Annotated in this window: 13 protein-coding genes and 3 pseudogenes; 7 read left to right on the forward strand and 9 right to left on the reverse strand. The window is 58.6% G+C overall.

The window, feature by feature from the left end; genetic code table 11:
• Nucleotides 1-39 precede the first annotated feature (39 nt).
• A complete protein-coding gene (gene ddfA / locus ACMGFE_RS22630) occupies nt 40-321 on the reverse strand; it encodes a DdfA family disk-determining factor (RefSeq protein ID WP_436927549.1) in 282 nt (93 codons plus the stop codon).
• A 315-nt stretch (nt 322-636) separates the two neighbouring features.
• Here ddfA and ACMGFE_RS22635 point away from each other — a divergent pair, with 315 nt between their 5' ends.
• The 3 genes from ACMGFE_RS22635 (at nt 637) to ACMGFE_RS22645 (ending at nt 5,866) form a co-directional block, all read left to right on the forward strand.
• A complete protein-coding gene (locus ACMGFE_RS22635) occupies nt 637-2,784 on the forward strand; it encodes an alpha-L-arabinofuranosidase family protein (protein WP_436927550.1) in 2,148 nt (715 codons plus the stop codon).
• 283 nt (nt 2,785-3,067) lie between these two features.
• Nucleotides 3,068-4,435: a family 43 glycosylhydrolase gene (locus ACMGFE_RS22640; protein ID WP_436927551.1), complete on the forward strand. Its 1,368-nt coding sequence runs from the start codon at nt 3,068-3,070 to the stop codon at nt 4,433-4,435.
• A 333-nt stretch (nt 4,436-4,768) separates the two neighbouring features.
• Nucleotides 4,769-5,866, forward strand: coding sequence for a Gfo/Idh/MocA family protein (locus ACMGFE_RS22645; RefSeq protein WP_436927552.1), 1,098 nt, complete (start codon nt 4,769-4,771; stop codon nt 5,864-5,866).
• Between the two features lie 1,011 nt (nt 5,867-6,877).
• On the opposite strand, the gene ACMGFE_RS22650 is transcribed toward ACMGFE_RS22645, so the two are convergent.
• Nucleotides 6,878-7,258 carry a mannonate dehydratase gene (locus ACMGFE_RS22650; protein ID WP_436927553.1) on the reverse strand — a complete coding sequence of 127 codons (381 nt, stop codon included), beginning with the start codon at nt 7,256-7,258 and terminating at the stop codon, nt 6,878-6,880.
• Between the two features lie 5 nt (nt 7,259-7,263).
• The gene (locus tag ACMGFE_RS22655) at nt 7,264-7,653 is read right to left on the reverse strand and encodes a hypothetical protein (RefSeq protein ID WP_436927554.1); all 390 of its coding nucleotides are present in this window, start codon (nt 7,651-7,653) and stop codon (nt 7,264-7,266) included.
• A 92-nt stretch (nt 7,654-7,745) separates the two neighbouring features.
• On the opposite strand from ACMGFE_RS22655, the pseudogene ACMGFE_RS22660 reads away from it, so the two are divergent.
• Nucleotides 7,746-8,014, forward strand: a pseudogene (locus ACMGFE_RS22660) (IS630 family transposase); the annotation flags it as partial.
• 1,452 nt (nt 8,015-9,466) lie between these two features.
• Here ACMGFE_RS22660 and ACMGFE_RS22665 read toward each other — a convergent pair.
• Together ACMGFE_RS22665 and ACMGFE_RS22670 are read right to left on the reverse strand one after the other, a co-directional pair.
• Nucleotides 9,467-10,288 carry an IS5 family transposase gene (locus ACMGFE_RS22665; RefSeq protein ID WP_436927555.1) on the reverse strand — a complete coding sequence of 274 codons (822 nt, stop codon included), beginning with the start codon at nt 10,286-10,288 and terminating at the stop codon, nt 9,467-9,469.
• A gap of 279 nt (nt 10,289-10,567) precedes the next feature.
• A pseudogene (locus tag ACMGFE_RS22670) lies at nt 10,568-10,861 on the reverse strand (IclR family transcriptional regulator domain-containing protein); the annotation flags it as partial.
• Here ACMGFE_RS22670 and ACMGFE_RS22675 point away from each other — a divergent pair.
• Nucleotides 10,838-11,515, forward strand: coding sequence for a fumarylacetoacetate hydrolase family protein (locus ACMGFE_RS22675; RefSeq protein WP_436927556.1), 678 nt, complete (start codon nt 10,838-10,840; stop codon nt 11,513-11,515). The pseudogene ACMGFE_RS22670 and the gene ACMGFE_RS22675 sit on opposite strands and share 24 nt — an antisense overlap.
• Before the next feature lie 152 nt (nt 11,516-11,667).
• Here ACMGFE_RS22675 and ACMGFE_RS22680 read toward each other — a convergent pair whose 3' ends face one another.
• Entirely contained in the window at nt 11,668-13,002 is a 1,335-nt protein-coding gene (locus ACMGFE_RS22680) for a glycerate kinase type-2 family protein (RefSeq protein ID WP_436927557.1), read from the reverse strand.
• A gap of 205 nt (nt 13,003-13,207) precedes the next feature.
• Nucleotides 13,208-14,152, reverse strand: a complete 945-nt coding sequence (locus ACMGFE_RS22685; protein ID WP_436927558.1) for a mannonate dehydratase — start codon at nt 14,150-14,152, stop codon at nt 13,208-13,210.
• 427 nt (nt 14,153-14,579) lie between these two features.
• Between ACMGFE_RS22685 and xylA the strand changes: the two genes are divergently transcribed.
• A complete protein-coding gene (xylA, locus tag ACMGFE_RS22690; protein ID WP_436927559.1) occupies nt 14,580-15,899 on the forward strand; it encodes a xylose isomerase in 1,320 nt (439 codons plus the stop codon).
• Between the two features lie 673 nt (nt 15,900-16,572).
• On the opposite strand, the gene ACMGFE_RS22695 is transcribed toward xylA, so the two are convergent.
• Both ACMGFE_RS22695 and ACMGFE_RS22700 read right to left on the reverse strand, forming a co-directional pair.
• Nucleotides 16,573-17,679 (reverse strand): Gfo/Idh/MocA family protein, encoded by a 1,107-nt coding sequence (locus ACMGFE_RS22695; RefSeq protein ID WP_436927560.1) that lies wholly within the window; start codon nt 17,677-17,679, stop codon nt 16,573-16,575.
• 317 nt (nt 17,680-17,996) lie between these two features.
• Nucleotides 17,997-18,761, reverse strand: coding sequence for a hypothetical protein (locus ACMGFE_RS22700; protein WP_436927561.1), 765 nt, complete (start codon nt 18,759-18,761; stop codon nt 17,997-17,999).
• A 92-nt stretch (nt 18,762-18,853) separates the two neighbouring features.
• On the opposite strand from ACMGFE_RS22700, the pseudogene ACMGFE_RS26075 reads away from it, so the two are divergent.
• A pseudogene (locus tag ACMGFE_RS26075) lies at nt 18,854-18,955 on the forward strand (DUF8156 family protein); the annotation flags it as partial.
• Between the last annotated feature and the right edge of the window lie 263 nt (nt 18,956-19,218).

The following is a 19,218-nucleotide window of genomic DNA, read 5'->3' on the forward strand; positions in this document are numbered from 1 at the left end:
CGGAGTTGACGAAGAGCTGCTCGTCCTTGACGTCTGCCATTACAGGGCCGAGGTTGTAGATTGTCTCTCAGCGGTCCTGATGCGAACAGTGCCGTCTGCGCTGACTGTTACTCGATGGCCGGCGTAATCGAACGCGATTGAGAGCGATGTCCCGCCGGAATCACTGGAGTCGACGAGGGCTTCAAGCGCGTCCGGGTCGATCGCGTCGTACAGTGGTGGTAGCTGGTAGATGCTTCGGCCTGTGGTGGCTGCGACCCGCTGGACGATCGTGCACGTCACAGTATCAGGCGAGCTCTCGCCGGGGGTGGTGCTACTTCTCATCGTCTACCGATGGTCCAGAGAGGTCTAAATTACTATTCGAAGTTTTGTTTCCAGATAGCATAACTAGTTCTCAGTCAAAGATACCGCCCGGTTATCTGAACACGGCCCGTTTTACGGACCGAAGATGTACCTCAACGATGACGACGGCGACGTGACGCTAGTCATTGAAGACCCGTCCAACCCGCTGCCCTGCGGCCAGGTCTGGGTCTTCCAGATCCTCCGCCTCAAAGCAAGCTGGTAACTCCCCGGGATCCGCCCCTGGACCCCCGTCGATATCCAAATCTATAATAGCCGGTGGCGAGTCGGCGTGTCCGTATGCCCGACACGGAACTACTGGTTCACCGGTCGACAGACCAGGCTACCGTCGCCAATGTGACGGTTGACACGAGCAGGCGTGCCGATAACGAGGTCAACCCCTATCTGTTCGCGAAGTTCTGCGAGCATCTGGGGACCAACATCTACCACGGAATGGAGGCGCAGATCCTCTTCAACCCCGTTTTCGGGGAGTGGCACTTCGCCGGTCGTGAACGCCCCAGTGGCGGGAAGATTCAGACGGACGACCCAGAGCAGATCCGGGAGGCCGTGGAGAACCACCATGGGCCGCTAGCGTATCCCGAGTCGACGGACCCCGACGCGCTTCTGGACGCCTACAGGGATGCGCTCGCGTTCGGCTGGCTCCCGACGGACGAGGGCGTCTCGTTCAGTCCGGATACCGGGCCGAGCGGCAACCGTGCACAGCGGATCGAGACGAGCGATAGCGACCAAGGGGTAGAGCAACGTACCCACCTCCCGCTTCATCGAGTACACGATTACGAGTTCCGGTGTAAGATCCGTGCACCCGAGCCGACCACCGCACGAGTAACCGTTTCGAGCGACGACGGTGAACCTCTCGCTACGACTCCCCTCGACGTGGACACGGACTGGGAGATTGTCGAAGGAACACTGAGCCTTCCGTCGGACGTCGAGCCAGACGACGTGTATCGCACATCCCTGACGACCGATACACCCGCCGAACTCGTCGTCGAGCGGGTTCTGTTGTACCCTACTGATCACGTCGATCACGCCGACCCGGAAGTCGTCGAACTACTCCGCGAATCCGATCTCCCGCTGTTGCGTTGGCCGGGCGGGAACTTCGTATCGGGATACCATTGGCAGGACGGCATTGGACCGGTCGATGAACGGCCCACCAAACCCAACCCCGCGTGGGACGGGCTTGAGTACAACCTGTTCGGAACGGACGAGTTCATGCAGTTCTGTGAGCACGTCGGGTGTGAGCCGATGATCTGCGTCAACGCCGGAGACGGAACCCCCGAAGAAGCCGCGAAGTGGGTCGAGTACTGCAACGGCGACCCCGAAGAGACCGAAATGGGGCGACTCCGTGCCGAGCACGGACACCCGGAACCGTACGACGTCACCCACTGGGAGATCGGCAACGAACTGTGGGGACAGTGGCAGACACACTGGACGACCGCAACCGGGTACGCAGACCGCTACGAGCGCTTCCGCGAGGCCATGCTCGAGGTCGACGCCGACATCGACATCATCGCGTGTGGACTCGAAAACATGGACGTCCCCGAGATGGTCGACCCACTGGCGTCGAACGGGCGGTGGAACGACACGCTTCTCGAGCGGGTGGGTGACGACGTCCGCGTCTTCTCGGACCACATCCTCGCGTGCGGCGGTGTCGATCCGACGACCGACCCCAAAGAACTGGTGCGAGCGTACATGGGTTTCTCCGCACAACTCGGGGAAGAGATGCTCGGACTCAAGGAACGCATGCGAGCGGCCGGTATCGAGGACCCCCATTACGACATGACCGAACTGCAGATCTTCGCGGGGATCGGTGACCATGACGGCGACGAGGAGTCCGTGCAACTAACGCGCGAGACGATGCCGACACCGCTAACGATCAGCGAAGTCCTTTATGACGCCTGCATCCGTAACGAGATGATCCGGACAGGCGGATTCGCCAGGATGCTCACGCACTCGGCCAGCGTCAACCACGGCGGCGGCCTCCGAAAGGCGGGCGAGCGAGTCTGGGCAGACCCGTGCCACTACGGCCGAACGCTGATGGCGGCCTTCGCCGGTGACACCCCGATCGGTGTCGAAGTTGCCTGTGATACGATTTCGACGGGCCAATCGTTCCGGGAGATAGCGCGTGTCGAGGACGTCCCCGCCGTCGACGCGATGGCGGCCGAGGGCGAGGACGCATTGCGCATCGTACTCGTAAACCGGACGACTCACGAGAAGGCGATCGACGTGACCGTCGACCTCGGCGAATACGATGCCGGAGATGAGGCGGAACTCGCCACGCTCGGCGCGGACACGTGGTACGCGCAGAACTCCCGCGAGGATCCCGAAGCAGTGACGCCGGAGTATTCGACGTCCGATATCGAGGACGGGACGGTAGCGGTCACGCTAGAGCCGTACTCGTTCGTCCGGGTAACCGTCCCTGAGAGCTGAATCGAGCCGTCACCGGCGGTGTCATTCCCCGCTCCGTATTTTCCGATTCGACCGGCGAGCCGGAGTCGGGACGAGACGTGATCTGCCCCAGCGACGGCCCGCAGCGGTACCTGCCCGGTCGCTGTATCCGTTGACGATTTTCCTGATCGCACTCTTCGACTACGGACCGTCCTTGGCGCGCTTGCTCTCCGCTGACAGCCACGTGGCCCGAAACCTGTACGATGACCCAAAGTAACGTCGCAACAAGACAATATTTATGTGAATTATGAAATAATCGTGGGGTATGGAAACCAGTGGCGATGCGGGATTCGACGACGAGAGACGCTTGACACGGCGAGGCGTACTCTCGACGCTAGGGCTCGCCAGTATCGCGACGCTCGCAGGGTGTGGCCAGAACCGTTCCGAGTCGACACAGCCTGGGGACGGTGAACCGAGTCCAACGCCCGACGATTCGCCCACTAGCACGCCGACTGACGACAGTGCAACCACTGAAGAGCCAAGTGCCAATCAGTCAGCTACTATAACCCCCAGCTCTTCAGACGTCTCCGAACCTGACCAGTGGGTTCACGATCCGACGAACGTAGTCAAGATAGCTCCGAATGTCTACTCGTTTTTCTGTTCAACGCCAACACCGGGGCTACGAAACCACCATCTTCGGAATTTCGTCGTCGAGATGGATGCAGATGATCCGAAATGGCAAGCCCAAGGCGTGTGGCCACTTACGACCGGCGAGAACTCCATTCCAAACTTCAACCAATGGATGCTCCCCTGGCTCGAGGAGTACGGGTACGATCCTTCGGAGCAATCCATCCACACCGACATCGCCTGTATCGCACCGTCCCTCTATGATGCCGATACAGTGTATTTCTGGATGAACAACATTCCAGCGCAGGAATGGGCCAGAGAAAACGGCAAAGAGCCGGCTATGTTCGCGGCACTATTCCGCGCAACCGCGACGGGGGGCTATCCGAACAAAGAGTGGACGATGGAGCCGTACCCAGTATACTACTCAGACGACAAAACCGCCGCAGCCGGCTGGCCACGAGCCGTTGACCCGCAAGTCTGGAACGATGATGGGGAAATGTACATGACCGTCGGTTCGTGGGATCCTTACGGAGAACGCGTCATCGCCATCGCCGAGATGAATAGGGACACTGGTCGGCTCGCCGGTTTAGATACCGAAACGCCCGGATACTACAAGAATGCAAAATCCGCTTTCCACCCTGTCACGACGTTCGGGGAAGCGGCCTACAGCTTCAAAAACGGCGATTACTACTACCTGTTCGTCAACGTCGGGACCTGTTGTAGTGGAACCGACAGTACATATGCGATCGTGGTTGGCCGGTCGAAAGAACGGTACGGACCATACGTAGATCACGAGGGACGGAGTTTCATGGATCACTATCCCTGGCCCGAGGAGCGAAACGACCTCGAAACCTTCCCAGGGAAACTGCTTATTAAGACCGACGGGCGCTACATCGGACCAGGCCACACAGGCATCTACACCCACGATGACGGACGTTTGGAGATGTCGTTCCACTACTACGACGGCGACTTTGCTGGGTTACCGAAGTTCAGTACTCGGGAAATCGACTTTGACGACCAAGGTTGGCCCTACGTGGTCTCGGACGAACCGTTCCGGTTTGCATGAATTTCCACGTCGGACTTTGGATTCGACGTATGAGTTCTCCCTCGGCTATACACCGTCACAAGGGACTGTGGATGGCCCTGCACAGCGGCAGGGCAACGCTTTTATTCGATACCGACTTCATCGCGAACGTATGAACTCACAGGTTGGTCGAACGAGAGCGAACGTCCATTCTCGAGGACAATCGACCGCCAGGACAATTGGTGGCGGAAACAGCGCAGATTTCGAACCTGGCGTTGCATACATCTCGATACAGGCGGGCGATCAGACGAATACGATAGAGACTGTGTCGTCGAATTGGAACAGTAGAACTCGTGGAAGAGAGGTAATTTCCAAATGACGTATCGGGCAGGTATCATCGGGACAGGAGGGATCGCCGGGATGGGAATCCTCGGGATGCACGACGAGGAGAAGATCGGTCAAGAGAAGATAGAAGCAAGCCACGCGGGGGGATACGAAGCCACCGAGAACTTGGAACTTGTCGCTGCTGCCGATGTGGACTCAGAAAAACTGAATCGTTTCGGAGACGCCTGGGAGTTACCGATTGACGCTAGGTACGAAGACCACACCGCGATGCTGAAGGCGGAGGACCTTGACGTCGTGTCCGTCTGCACCCCATCGTACCTCCACCACGACCACGTCGTTGATGCCGCTCGGTCATCCGCCAGTCCCGATGTGATCTGGTGTGAGAAACCGATCGCGTCGTCAGTAGCGGAAGCCGACGCAATGTGTGCTGCTTGTGCCGACACCGACACGGAACTTGTAGTGAACCATTCGTTCAGGTTCACAAAGAAATTCCAACAACTCAGGCAGCTCATTCGAGAGGAAAATATCATCGGTCAACCCCAGTCTATCACTGCACAGTACCGAATGGAGCTCATGCGTAATTCGACACACGTACTGGACACGCTACTGTATCTAATGAATATCGAACCAGCGATGGTAGGAGGGTATATCAACGGCACTAACGAGGCTGTCGACGCACTAGATGCAGACGTCCAAGTCACCGACGCAGGCGGGAGCGGCTTTGTCGTGACAGAAGGGGGTGCGGTTGCCTCCATTGACTGTACGGTACCACGAGAAGAATCATCGATGACGTTCAACATCATCGGAGACAAAGGAAAGCTCTATCTCAACAACGACGACGGAGAGTGGCGCTACTGGCGTCTGGAAAACGGCGAGCACGTCGAGTCTGACTTACAGGGTATAAACGGGACTTGGACTTGGGAGGGAGACTACAAATCAGCGTTCCTCAACGCAGCACAGCATATAGCAGATCTCCTGACCGAAGACGTCGAAAACCGGTCTCCGGGAGAGGTAGCCACGAAATCTCTCGCGATCATCGTCAGTATCTACCTCTCACACCATATAGGTGGCCGTGTCGAACTACCTATCGACAAATCGCTACGAGACGTCTCGATTACGTCTTGGTAGTACCACTCTTTCGATCGGCGGAGCGGGTTATGGAAACGGTATCAGACAGATAGCTACCCGGTTTTAACGAATTTCCTGCCCGAGTAGGCACGTTCACAGCGATTTAGCCGCCCCAATTCCCTACAAATATCGTAAATTTAGCCGGACGCGTTTCGTGATGCTACTCAACAAACGAAGCTGGTCCTTTCGTATCCGTCGCCAAGAGCCACCATCTACACCACTCGCCCCATCTTCATCTCAACTGCCCTAACCAACGAACGATCCCAGACACAGTGCGGTAGCGGTTAGAAATGTTAGAGAGCTTTGCGTAATAACTGACCAACTTCTAAGAATACCTCATGACATCAACTAGTAGAGTGATGAAGTGAAATTCGGTTCCACTTTGTTCAATTATTCTGAATGTAGGGATGTCCCCCAGTAACTCACATCAAGATCCCAGCCCAAGAAAGTTATACTGAGGGCGCCTTCATTATAATATAACAGATTTTGCGTTCATGTATGAGGGGAAATGATACCACATCGTACAGATACTATAGCGATGAAGCAACGTACGTAATTTAAAATGCTGAATTTGAGTGGTTTCCCACAACTTAATGGACGCAAGATATAGTAGACAAACTCAAATAGCCATGAGTATGTTAGACAACAGCATGGAGTGAAGATATAAACCTTCACGTGGCCATCACAGGTGGGAAATTCTACCACACATTATCGAGGCTTCAGCATGACGCCAGTTGACTTGGCCTTAACCGCGGTGAATGAATGTTGGACCCGAGACGTTGTTATGCATAACACCCCTATGGTTGTTAGTCTCGGGATTCTTACCCATTTTGACACAGGGAGGTTCCATCACTGTTCCTGGCCAGTTCGCCGGTAATCAAGCCCTCGACCATCTATTTCCAAGTTGCATCACCAGCCCGAGGACCAGAATCTGCATCTGGGCATTTCGGGATCGATACGGCCCCAGAGTGGTCTCTCGTTCAGTTCACGGCTTCCCCATATTGGTCCATATCATATCAAAGGGGCTCTCTTAGGAAGTAGATTGCTGATAGCGAGAGCAGCGGCTGAAAGTCGAAGAGGGCAAGGGCACCGCTGGCACGGCGCCCGATATGATCCCGTGGAGCTGATTCGTATCAGAATCGACTGCAATGGACCTGTTCCAACAGGGCCGCTGACGGGATGGAGGGACACCTCGATGCCCGTGGTCTCGGCAACCGGGATTACGGTTTCGAGGAACTCGGGGTGATTCTCCCAGAACTCTGTCTCGGTGTACCCGCGGTCGAGCTTCTCGGGAAGGGCATCAAGGTCGCCGTTCTCCGAGAGGTCAAATACGGCGGCTTCGGCGCCTCCGCGCACCTCAACGGGCGTGGTGCGCTTCGGCACGACCCCCATGGATTCTACTGGTAGCCCATAGTTGGGATGTCCGCCTCACTGAGGTTTTCGATAAGCGTCGAAATTTCCTCTAGAGCCCAGGTTTTCCCTTCGCGGCCGAACATGATGTCGCCGTACAACGAGTAGGGCAGTGAGTGGATGCCTAACAGGGGCAGGCCGGCGTCCTCGACGCGCTCGTGGGCGGCATCGAGTTTCTCAACCGACGGTATGGTGCCGGGGCCGACAGCCACCGAATCCGAAGCAATGGGGTCGTTGAACTCGTCGGATTCCTCGTCCGTGTCGGCGTGGTTAACGAACATACTCGTCATGCCCAGCTGGCGGAGATACCCAAGACGCTTCTCGCCTAGGTCCCAGGTTCGGACACCGACTCGGTCGTCAGCCGTGGGTTCGCGCATATTTCTTTGTCTCAACGAATAGAATAAACGTTGCTGAAACCGCACTACAGTACCCGTTAGAGTTTTCTGCCCATATTTTGTTGCTGTCTGTAATGGACCATCTCAACGAGATCTCTGTCGAAGAACTCCAAGATGCCCACGACATGATAGAAGAAACAAACCGAGACAACGGTTGTTAGCGGCGGTTGCCAACAAGAACGGCATCACGCAGACCGAACTCCCAGAGTGACACGACACCGGTCGAAGAACGATCTATAGTTGGCTAATGCGACTCGATACAGATGAACCACTCGAGCAAGCGGTGACCGATGCTCATCGATCCGGAATAAAACATAAACTATCAGAACCACATCATGAAGAATTGGCTTTATCGTCACTCGGGGACGGAGCGGTAAATCCGAATCTGCTCCAGGTTTGGAACCCACGGATGGGCCTCCCAGCAGTGAAGGGCGTAAACTCGAGGCGATTTGAACTCAGCTTCACAGGACCACACTCGTAGTTATCGTCAGGCCACGGTCCACTGACGAACATCGCTGTCATCGTCGTCGCCACCGGCTCGGGAGTCTCCCCCCGCTGAACGTACCTGTAGCCGATGACCGTCCGTTGGCGAAGCGCTGTCCGGGCGATCTCGGCGGGCTTGTCCTCGGGGATATACATCCAGCGAACGAAGTCGTCGACGGACTCCTTGGCTGAGGACTGAAAGATGAATCACCGCTCGTGGTCATTCCGGAACAGATAGTGTTCAGTTCCCCGGATTTGGAGGTACATCAGATCACCGTGATAGGGGATGAGTCGCAGCCCGAGCACTGGCGATATCGGGCCCAACAGCTGGACCCTGGACACGGCCGCACCAAGGCATACAGGCCCGTGGTCGGCATCCTGGCGTTGCAAGCCGGTACGTGGGTAGGACTGAGAGTGAGGCCGACGCGGGGCCGGTTTGTCCGACGGGACGACCACAGGCGGCGTTCGGGTCCTTGCTCAACCAGCACGCCAGACCACACTGTCGAGTGTCCATCCGCGGGGCGGAAAGCTAAATTTGTAAGATCTAGATATAGTAAAGGAAATTGATTCTTGTGGTGTGAATCCCAGGGGTGGGCCGTCGTTGAGCGCGCGAGCGATCGGTACACTGTGTACCGGCGTCGGATAGTCAGTGTGGGTTTCGTGTCCCAGCATCGCCCCACGAATGAAAGCACAGAGCTATCGGAGTCGTCGACCGCCCGCCCCGGACGTTCTGGAGCGAGTGCACAGTCCGCTTCTCCGACGGGCATGGACGTCCGGTTTCTGCCTTAGCAGCCTAGTGGACGCGATACGGCTTCCGCGAGGCGGGTATCCAATGTCGCTCGGATATTTCGGGGTGGCAAGCGGATCGGTGTCACTACTGAATCTCGATAGAGGACGGTTTCAGCGACCACCCGGCCGCAGGGTGCTGGCTGGGATACGTGCAGGTAGATTGAGGGCCAAAGAAAATAATAGTACCATCACACTCCCACGGCCGTCCAGAGGACACCTCGCGAGCGGACACGGTCCGGTGTGTATTGAAATTACAAAACTAGGGTTGTTATTTAGTGAGTTGTTACACCACTCCCATCCTGCGACTCCCGTTGCAGTCGAGGGGCGGCGTGACACGCGCACTGGAGGTGTTACCGGGTGGGCTCGGAGGCCAGTGTCAGTGTCGTCCGGCCACTGTCTTCCGCATGTACCGTGACACCGAGTATCGAGCTAAACTTACCCACAGTATACGTTCGATATCCCGAAAATAGTGTATCAAATACAGGATTTATTTTCTCTGTAGGAGCGCCACACTGCGGTTATTTCATGGGTATCGGACGCTCCGGCGGAGGTTGTAGACGGTGGCTTTGAGGATCATTTCGCGGAATTCGAGGGACCAGCTTCGCGCACGCACGGCAGCGCCGAGCGTGCGCTTGATTGAAGAGAAGACGGTTTCGCTCATCAAGTGCTTGTTGTAGTCGTCGCTGTTCATGCGGGCGTTGTGGGCGTGATCCAGCGACGAGTCGATCCGTTGTTTGATGAGCGGGCGAATTTCGTGCGCATGGAGTTCGTCACAGAAGGCTTTGGTGTCGTAGCCACGGTCAGCAGCGAGGCTCCGCAGGTTGCAGACATTGCGCCGGGCGACCTGCAGGCCGATCCGCTGGTCGGATTTCTTGCGGGTCGTAGAGTGAATATCGGTGATGTACAGCGTTTCCGTGTCAACAAGGGCGGTGACTTTTAGCGCCCGGACGCAGTAGTCTGATCGATTCGCATAGTGGCTGCTCGGGTGATCGCGGTCGAAGCCAGTCGAGTCCATCGCAGCCTGACCAGTGCGTTTCTCGGCGGAGGCCCTGAGAAACGCGCGCCAGGTCCCGGTCGGGATTTTCTCGAACCAATCACGGAGAACGGTGTAGTGAGGAAATCGCGTGAGCCCGATCTCGTCGAGGATAATGGGTATCTCACTCAGCAAATCAAGTATTTCGCGGTAGGATTTCCCAAACTCGATGCGTAGCGCAAGCAGCGTCAACATCGTCCATTCGGCGAACCCGCTACCTTCTTCGAGGTCGGCGGGTTCATCAGGATTTGTGACAACTGATTTAGCTTTCTCCGCCGAATTTCGGGCGAAGAGGCGGATTTCCGAATTCACAACACTCCGTATCTTCTCTTCTACCGAGATAATGCCGTCGTAGCATCGCTGTCTAGCGATTCTACAGAGCAAATTCATTAGTAGTCTAACGGAGCAGAAATAAATAAAATAAAGAGCGATACAATAAGAACGTCCAGTATGGCTAATCAATAAAACAGAACGGACAAAGCATTCGCAGTATACTGGAGCCACTCGGACGTAGGTGATGTCCAGCTCTATCACGCTGGCGATGGTCTTGATCTTCTCCGGAAGTCCCTCATGGAACCAGTCTCCCAAGGACCGGCTCGCGGGCCCCGAGACGCTGATAGCGCCGTTGACGGTGTCTTCGGTGTTCACGATGGGAACGGAGACGCAGCGTAGCCCCTCCACGCGCGCGCCTCTTCGTCGAACGCGATCTTCTCCTCCCGGGCCTGTTCGAGCCAGGTATAGAGTTCCTCCCGGTCCGTGATTGGTCTGTTCCGTCGTCGCGGGCATACCGTGCCGGTCGAGTATCTCGTCAACCCGGTCGCGCGTCAGGTATGCTAGGATGACGTTCCCAAGAGCGGTGTTGTGGAGGTAGACGCGTTGGCCGATGTAGGAGTCAGTCTTGACCGCGTCTCAGTAGACGCAGTATCGCGGCTCGCGCCCGTGCCAACCCCGGGCAAGATCGTCTCTGCGGGCCTAAACTACCGCGACCACAACGAGGAGCAAGATGAGGCGATCCCCGAGCGACCAATGCTGTTCGGCAAGGCGTCGACGGCGGTGACGAACCCCGGCGACCCCATTGTCCACCCCGACCCCTACGGGGAGGAGCAGGTGGACTACAAGGTGGAACTCGGCGTCGTGGTGGGTGAGCGCGTGCGGGACCTTTCGGTGTCCGAGGTGTACGACCACGTCGCGGGCTACACGGTGATCAACGACGTCAGCGGCCGGACAGCCCAAGACGTCGATGGTCAGTTCTTCTGCGGGAAGAGTTATGACACGTTCGCGCCGATGGGCCCGACGCTCGTGGCCGGCGACAGCTTCGACCCGAACGATGTCGACATCGAGATGCGCGTCGACGGCGCGGTCAAGCAGTCTTCGAACACCGAGCAGTTCATCTTCGACGTGGGCAAACTCGTTTCGTACATCAGCCAGCAGATGACGCTGCGAGCGGGCGACCCGGTCAAGGTGCTTGATCCCGGCCAGACGTGCGAAGCCAAGATAGAGGGAATCGGGACGCTGACAAATCTGGTCATCAGCGAGTAACAGAGTCGACAGTTCTCGCGTTCGAAGACACCTCTAGACAGCCGTCACACAGACCGGTGTACGTCAGTACGCCGTGACGACTCGGGGCGAGTGGTCCACCCGCGATGCGCCCGGGTTTGTAGCCCTGTCGAAAACAGGTACGACTGTCCGTATCAGTCCACGTCGTCCGGTACCACGAGGACGATGACGTCGTTGACGTTCGTCCCCGTCGACCCGGTCTCTATCGTCACGCCCGTCTCCGCGAGGTAGGTCCCGGCGTCGTTGCGCGCGAGGTGGTCGCGCGCGACCCCGACGTCAGTCACGGTCGTCGCGTCCGCGATGGCGCCGGCGGCGTCGGAACTGCCGTCCTCGCCGTCCGTGTCGACAGCCGCAATGATGCCGGGCCCGTCGAGTTCCAGCGCGCTAGAGAGGACGAGTTCCTGGTTTGGGCCGCCGCTACCGCCTGTGTCCGTCACCGTAACGGTAGTCTCACCCCCGCCAAGGACGACGGTCGGCGGTTCGACCGGTTCGCCCGTCGCTGAGATCTCCTCACCCACGGCGATGACGGTCTTGGCTACCTCGCGGGCCTCGCCGCGCAGGCGCGAGGAGAGAAGCAGGGGCTCGTAGCCGGCGTCCTCGGCAACAGATCGTGCGGCGTCGAGTGCGGTAGCGTTGTCGCCGATAAGGACGTTCTCGACGCCGTCTAACGCTGGGTCCCCCGGGAACGGCGTCTCCTCAGCGTTTCCGTCGGCGCCCGCCGCAAGGTGGTCGGCGACCGCGCCGGGCGGGTCGATGTCGTACTGGTCAAATATCGCGCTGGCGTCCGCGAACGTCGTCTCGTCGGGCACCGACGGTCCGGACCCGATCGTCGACAGGTCGTTGCCGACGACGTCCGAAAGGACGACTCCGGCCATATCCGCGGGGGTGGCGCGATGTGCCAGGCGCCCGCCCTTGACGGCCGAGCAGTGCTTGCGGACGGTGTTGACCTCGTCGATGGGGACGCCGCCCTCGAGCAGCCGCTCGGTAGTCGTCTGGAGGTCGGCGAGTGTCAGGTCGCCTGCTGGGCTCGCAAGGAGCGAGCTCGCGCCACCAGTGAGGACGAACAGAACGAGCGTCCGCTCGTCGGCCGCGTCGACGAGTTCGAGAAGGGCGTCGGTCGCCTCGACGTTCGTCGCCGACGGGACGGGGTGATCGCCGACGACTATCTCGACGTAGATCGTCTCGACGGGGGTCTTGCTCACGACCAGTCCACCGGTGATGCGGTCGTCTAGAATCGATTCGAGCGTTCGGGTCACGCCGCCAGCGGCCTTGCCGCCGCCGACGATGAGGACATCGTCGTATTCGGTCAGATTGAACTCGGTCCCCTGGATCATGAGCGTCTCGCCGTCGAGTGTCACTGCGGACCGCGTTGCCGTCTCCGGTGCTGCCGCGCGGATCGATTCTTCGACGCAGTCGAGAGCTAGTGCGTGTTCGTCACTGTTCTCTAGCTTGCTTCTGCCACGTATCATGAGTTTGCTTCTATTCGGGAGGGCTAAAATCCTACCGCGACGGTCGTGAGTGGGACCCACCAGGTTTGGATGACTGTACGTGTACAATAGAAGTTCATGGCCGAGCGGCCAAATGGGACATTTCCTCAGCGTCGTCGCTCTGGGATTTCGGCAGCGCGTGTAAGAAAGGGGAGGTCGGCGACTTGTTCGGTTCCGGCGTGGGGCGTTATGAGTCCATGAGGCCCTTCATGTATCCGATGGCGAATAGCCGTCCTTTGGTTTCGTAGCCGGGGACGTCGTTGTCTTCACCGGCCATCGTCGGAACGTGGTCGGGGCGGGCCGGTCCTTCGAAGCCGATGTCATCATAGGCGTCAATGGTAGCGCCCATGTCCGTCGGGCCCTGGTCGTGCCACGTCTCCTCGAAATCCGACGCGTCCCCGACGACGTCGCGGAAGTGGACGTAGTTGATGTCGTCACCGAAGTGGCGGATCGTCTCAGGTATCTCGACATCCATCGCCGAGAAGTTCCCCTGGCAGAACGCGATCCCGTTGCGCTCTGAGGAGACGAGGTCAAGGACGCGGTCGTAGGCTTTCGGGGAAGTGATGATGCGCTCGACACCACGAACTGGCGAGATCGGCGGATCGTTCGGGTGTAGCGCCAGGTCGACGCCTGCCTCCTCTGCCACCGGGACCGCGCGTTCAAGGAAGTACTCCAGGGTATCCCAGAGCTGGTCGGCAGTCACGGGCGCGTCCGGGTGGTCCGGCCCGCGCTGCATCTGTTCGTGATCATAAGCTGTGGTGAGCGACCCGCCCCGCGTCGGGACACTTGTGCCAGTCCTGGCCCACCGCGTCGCCATCCAGTCGTAGCAGACGGTGTCGAGACCAACCTGACCAGCGTTCCGCAGGAACTCGCAAAACGCCTCTATCTCCGAGTCTCGGCCGTCTTTCCCCAGGATCGTGGTGTTCGAGAGGGGAAACGACTCCTCAATGACAGCCAGATTGAACCCGGCGTTCTCAAACCGATTCGAGAGACGGAGTAACTCGTCGTACCCCTGATAGCGGTGCCCGTTACCGATGTTCATCGTGTTGACAACGGCCTGTTCGATGCCGATCTGTCTGGCGAGATCCCACCGTTCGTCGCGTTCGGGTGGAAGAATGAGTGCTGGTTCCATTGCAACGGTCCAACCGACCTACCAGACGTATTTATTCCTTTCCCTAATTCCTGCCGCGATGAACCAGCTACCCTACAGTCTGCTCTAGCGACCGATCGAGCACGAACTGCTCGACCTGTGCGCTGATAACGATGGTCGAAGTAGTCGGATATGACCTCGAACTTGACCGCCATGACGTGCTGGAACTGTAACGTCCGTCTTCTTCGATGAGTAGCCATTCATCGTTTTCGTTGATATGGCTCGCTCAACGCCCGGCGCTAGCAGCACCAACTGCTTTGAACGCTAGAACGGAGCGCCGCAAGATTACGTCTACATGCGATTACTCTCTACCACGGTGACACAGTGTAAACGCGACGTTCCGAGCTCCACAAAGTATAAGTGATCAACATTGATACATTACAACGCCTGCGCACGGAGAAAATAATAAATGACAGAGTGTTTCCCAGACGTCGATCAGGTGAAGTACGAGGGGCCGGACTCGAAGGATCCGCTTTCGTTTAAGTACTATGACCCCGAGCGGTCCATCGGAGGGAAGACGATGGAGGAGCACCTCCGGTTTTCGGTCGCGTACTGGCACACGTTCACGCACGACGGGTCTGACCCCTTCGGTTCCGGGACGATGCGTCGGCCGTGGAACGACATCGCGGACCCGATGGAACGGGCGGAGGCGCGCGTCGACGCCGCTTTCGAATTCATGGAAAAACTTAGGATCCCGTACTTCTGCTTCCACGACCGGGACATCGCTCCACGGGGAGACTCGCTCGCCGAGACAAACGAGAACTTCGATGCGATCGTCGACCGAATGCAGACGAAGATGGCTGAGACCGATATCGACCTCCTCTGGGGGACGGCGCAGTTATTCCTCGAACCGAAATACGCCCATGGCGCGGCCACCGCTCCCAACGCCGACGTCTTCGCCCATGCGGCAGCCCAGGTCAAGCAAGCGATGGACGTCACGAACCGTCTCGGCGGCGAAAACTTCGTCTTCTGGGGAGGTCGTGAGGGGTATAAGACGCTGCTGAACACGGATATGGATCTGGAACTGACCAATATGGGTCGGTTCCTGCGGATGGCAGCGGACTACGCCGACGACATCGGCTTCGACGGCCAGTTGTTAATCGAGCCGAAACCGAAGGAGCCGACCAAACACCAGTACGACTTCGACGCTGCGGCCGTTCTGGCATTTCTTCGCGATCACGGTCTCGATGATCGGTTCAACCTCAACTTGGAGGCGAATCACGCGACGCTAGCTGGTCACACCTTCCAGCACGAACTTCGCTACGCACGGATCAACGACGCGCTGGGAAGCATCGATGCAAATCAGGGCGACAAACTGCTGGGCTGGGATACCGATCAGTTCCCCACCGACGTGTACGCAACAACACTCGCGATGTACGAGATTCTCGAAAACGGTGGACTCGAACCCGGCGGGCTGAACTTCGATGCGAAACTCCGCAGAGAATCGTTCGAGCCCGTCGACTTGTTCCACGGTCATATCGCCGGAATGGATGCGTTCGCCCGCGGACTCGAAGTCGCGCACGAAATCCGGTCTACCGGTGAGTTCGCGGACGTTCTGGAGGACCGCTACGAGAGCTATCAAACGGGAATCGGCACCGACATCACCGAGGGACGTACCGATCTCGAATCACTTGCGAGCTACGCACTCGAGAACGAGGACATCAACGTTCGCTCGGGTCGACAGGAGCGTCTCAAAGCGCTATTGAACAGCTATATTCTCGAATCGTAGCGCTGAGGCTTTGTTCAGACGCCTAATTGCGGGCCGTTGAGAGCTTGTGCTTCGATCGGGGTGAATAGACGCTGATAGTTCGGCTCGTCCGATTGCTTAGCCGTACCGAATTGCCCGGCTACTGCGACCAATCCAGGCCGATCAGACCGATCTCGGCTCGAAAACTAGCAATACTAGTCGATTATTCCGACTCACCGACTCTGGAAACAGCCTCTCAACCGCTCTTACTAGCGTCTAAATGCGGCTCAGATTTTGTGTTTTCACAGTTGCTTCGAAGCGTCTGACCAAATTTGTTCATCACTGAGAACGCTCAACAGCAACCCAATGGACCAGTAAGAGTAACGATTGTAGCTGCTCGCACATGCGAGGTGGCACAATTCGCTTAACGAAACACGGTAAATGCGACAACACCGTTGGCAACATCACGAATACCGAGAAACTATTAGAGACGATGGGTATCGGGAAAACGCTGGCGCGGCGTGATTTGTCGGGGGTGGAGATGGCGATAGCCTTCAGTCAGACTTTGGTCGCTACATTGGAACAAGATCTCGATGATCACGACGGTGTACAGGATTTCCCATATTTGCGCCGCGAACCGGCATTCTCTACACAGGTTTGTTTGGTGTCGAGGAAACTATGCCGAGATCCGCTCCGATATCTGCCAGAAACCGGATTACGGACTGGCGGTCTCGCCAATATTCGATAGATCTACATGCTGGGCCTCTCCAAACTCTGCAGCGTCATAGATCGAGCAGATGACCGCGAACGAACCAAGCGCATCCGGGCCGGTCCGGATCGGTGCGTCGCCGTCTCTGACCACCCGATCGAAATAGACCAGCGGACGTTCGTGCGGGCCGAGTTCGTCCACTGGGTTCACAGTGAACTGCTCCTCGACGACCTCGCCGTTCTCGTCGCGGGCCAGCGTGACCGTCGACTCGCCGACCTCGGTCCACGACCAGCGGAGTGCCCCTTCCGTCCCTTCGATCTCGGTGACGTTTCGGGCGCCCCCGTGTGTCCCCGAGGCCCGCTCGTAGGTCACTGTAACGCTGTCGTTGTCTGATTGATAGACGAGCGTCGCTCCGCCGTGGGTCTCCACGTCGAACGGAACGTCTTCGGGATCGACGTCCGTGTCGGGCTGTGCTGTCCAGGCGTGTCGAACGTCGACGACCTCCGGGTCGAACAGGTCGTCGAGCGTCGCGAACTCGTAGGGCCCCCAGTCCATGACGATCCCGCCACCGCTCCGCGAGCTATCGAGAAACCACTTCGATTCCGGTTGATACTCGATCCCCGGTCGTCCGCGCTGCCCGCGAGTGACCCACGTCACGTGATACGGCTCGCCTATCTCGCCGTCCCTGACGAGCGACTTCACTTTCTCTGTCCCCGGCGTCCGGTAGTGGCGACAGCTACAGGACCCGAGGACGCAGTCGTTCGCCCTGGCCGCGGCGAGCATCTCCTCGGCTTCCGAAACGTCCATCGCGAGCGGTTTTTCACAGAGGACGTGACGGCCGCTCTCGAGCCCCCGGATAGCCTCGTCGCGGTGAACGAACGGCGGCGCGGCGATCACGACGATGTCGTCGGGATCCGTCGACTCGGAGAGCATCTCCTCGCTGTTCTCGTACAGCCGCGCGTCCGCGACGTGATCGTCGAACCCCGCGCGTGCTTCGGGGCTCGGATCGGCGGCGGCTATCTCCAGCTCGTCGCTGTCGGGGAGATGCCGGACGCTGTCGACGTGGCTTCGAGCGATGGCTCCCGCACCGACAAAGTACACTGTCCGTGCCATATTTCGGATACTCTACCCACAACGTATAAATCGGCCGATTGTCTGGTCTTCGTCGCGGATACGGCGGCTATCAGGATGGAGACTCGACTGGGCCGACGCCCTCGTGTGAGGGAGAGCGGACCTCGCTCACTCTTGTGTATGCGTGGTCCACGTGATCGGTATCGAAGACGCCGAGTCGAAGTCTCGGTTACGAGAAGCGATCGCTGCAGGCGACGTCCGCTGCACGCCACCGACCGCTCGCTCCCGGCCGAGATGGCCGTCGAGTGCCGTTCTTGGGACGATTCGTCGCTCATCAACAGCGAACCACCGTACGAGCGTCACGAGTTCTTCGACGACGGGCTCCGCATTTCGCGACGGGCCACCAGGGAGATCGCCTGGCTGCCTGTCCTCCAGTTGCTTGTCCTCGACCATCGCCTTATGCACCACGAGCCGGCCTTCTGGGCGACGCGGACGGCCACGCGACCACGAACTCGCTCTCCCGACTCACGTCGAGCCAGCGCCTGCTCGACCGGATCCACGTCGCCCGCGGGTTCACGGCCTACTAGCACTATGGCGCGCTCTGTGGCCTGTCGTCGGCCGCGAACAGTCACATCCGGGCGACGACCACGACCGGCCCGTTCGCCGCCGACCGTCGAGTCCCTGACGATCGCTCGAATCACGATTCCGACACTAGCGCCTGGATACTGTCGCTCGTCGCTGCCTCCGCGTTCGACGCGCAGTACCGGGTCGACGACATCCTCGGAGACCGCCACGCCGAGACGCTCCAAGCTCGCGGGCTTGCCCGCCTGCGTGAACACGTGTCGGGCTACGACATCCCCGTCTTCCTCACGCGGATAGCCGACGACGACGTCACTACGCCCATCGAGACGATCGCCGACCACCACCTCGAATGCGAATAGACGAAACTGGGGCCGCGCTTCGTCGGTGATGGGTTCAAGACGCTCGTCTACCCCGTCGGCGACGGGGGGTACTATCAGACGACCGTCACCTACTGGCGACAGCTCCTCGGCGAACGCGCTGCTGCGGCCGGGCTGCAACTCGCTAGCCCCGTCCAGCCAGACGCCGACGATAAAGTCGAACACGGGGTGACCGTCGACGGGTCGGCACAGACGCCCACCGTCGACCCGCTGCTTGACGCCTGGCCGGCCGCCGTCAACACCGGTGGACGATAACAATGGGACGGACGAACCCCACTTACCGGGATACCCTCCGGGCGATCGAAGAATGCTGGCAGACGTTCCGGAAAGCACTCCGCCGCCGAGACCAACCCCACTTCGTTCTTCAGAAAACGCGCTCAAGACGCTGTTGGCAATCAAATCCGGTGATTCGATCACTGGCATTGCACGCAAAATGGACGAAGACCGGGGAACGATTCCCCGTATCGTCAATGCACTCGAAGATGAGGATACGTGGAACACAATCAAGGAGCCTTGTTCAGACGCCTAATTGCGGGCTGTTGAGAGCTTGTCCTTCGATCGGGGCGAACAGACGCTGTTAGTTCGGCTCGCCCGATTGGGGTGTGTTTAAACGCTAGTAAGA

The sequence above is a fragment of the Halosimplex amylolyticum genome, assembly GCF_051414035.1.
In the GTDB taxonomy this organism is placed as follows: Archaea; Halobacteriota; Halobacteria; order Halobacteriales; family Haloarculaceae; genus Halosimplex; species Halosimplex amylolyticum.

Excerpts from the sequence above, each read along its gene's own strand:
- ACMGFE_RS22635 (WP_436927550.1), top strand. The coding sequence starts at position 637 with ATGCCCGACACGGAACTACTGGTTCACCGGTCGACAGACCAGGCTACC.
- ACMGFE_RS22695 (WP_436927560.1), bottom strand. The coding sequence starts at position 17,679 with ATGGCACGGACAGTGTACTTTGTCGGTGCGGGAGCCATCGCTCGAAGC.
- ACMGFE_RS22680 (WP_436927557.1), bottom strand. The coding sequence starts at position 13,002 with ATGATACGTGGCAGAAGCAAGCTAGAGAACAGTGACGAACACGCACTA.
- ACMGFE_RS22645 (WP_436927552.1), top strand. The coding sequence starts at position 4,769 with ATGACGTATCGGGCAGGTATCATCGGGACAGGAGGGATCGCCGGGATG.
- ddfA (WP_436927549.1), bottom strand. The coding sequence starts at position 321 with ATGAGAAGTAGCACCACCCCCGGCGAGAGCTCGCCTGATACTGTGACG.
- ACMGFE_RS22685 (WP_436927558.1), bottom strand. The coding sequence starts at position 14,152 with ATGGAACCAGCACTCATTCTTCCACCCGAACGCGACGAACGGTGGGAT.
- ACMGFE_RS22650 (WP_436927553.1), bottom strand. The coding sequence starts at position 7,258 with ATGGGGGTCGTGCCGAAGCGCACCACGCCCGTTGAGGTGCGCGGAGGC.
- xylA (WP_436927559.1), top strand. The coding sequence starts at position 14,580 with ATGACAGAGTGTTTCCCAGACGTCGATCAGGTGAAGTACGAGGGGCCG.
- ACMGFE_RS22655 (WP_436927554.1), bottom strand. The coding sequence starts at position 7,653 with ATGCGCGAACCCACGGCTGACGACCGAGTCGGTGTCCGAACCTGGGAC.
- ACMGFE_RS22640 (WP_436927551.1), top strand. The coding sequence starts at position 3,068 with ATGGAAACCAGTGGCGATGCGGGATTCGACGACGAGAGACGCTTGACA.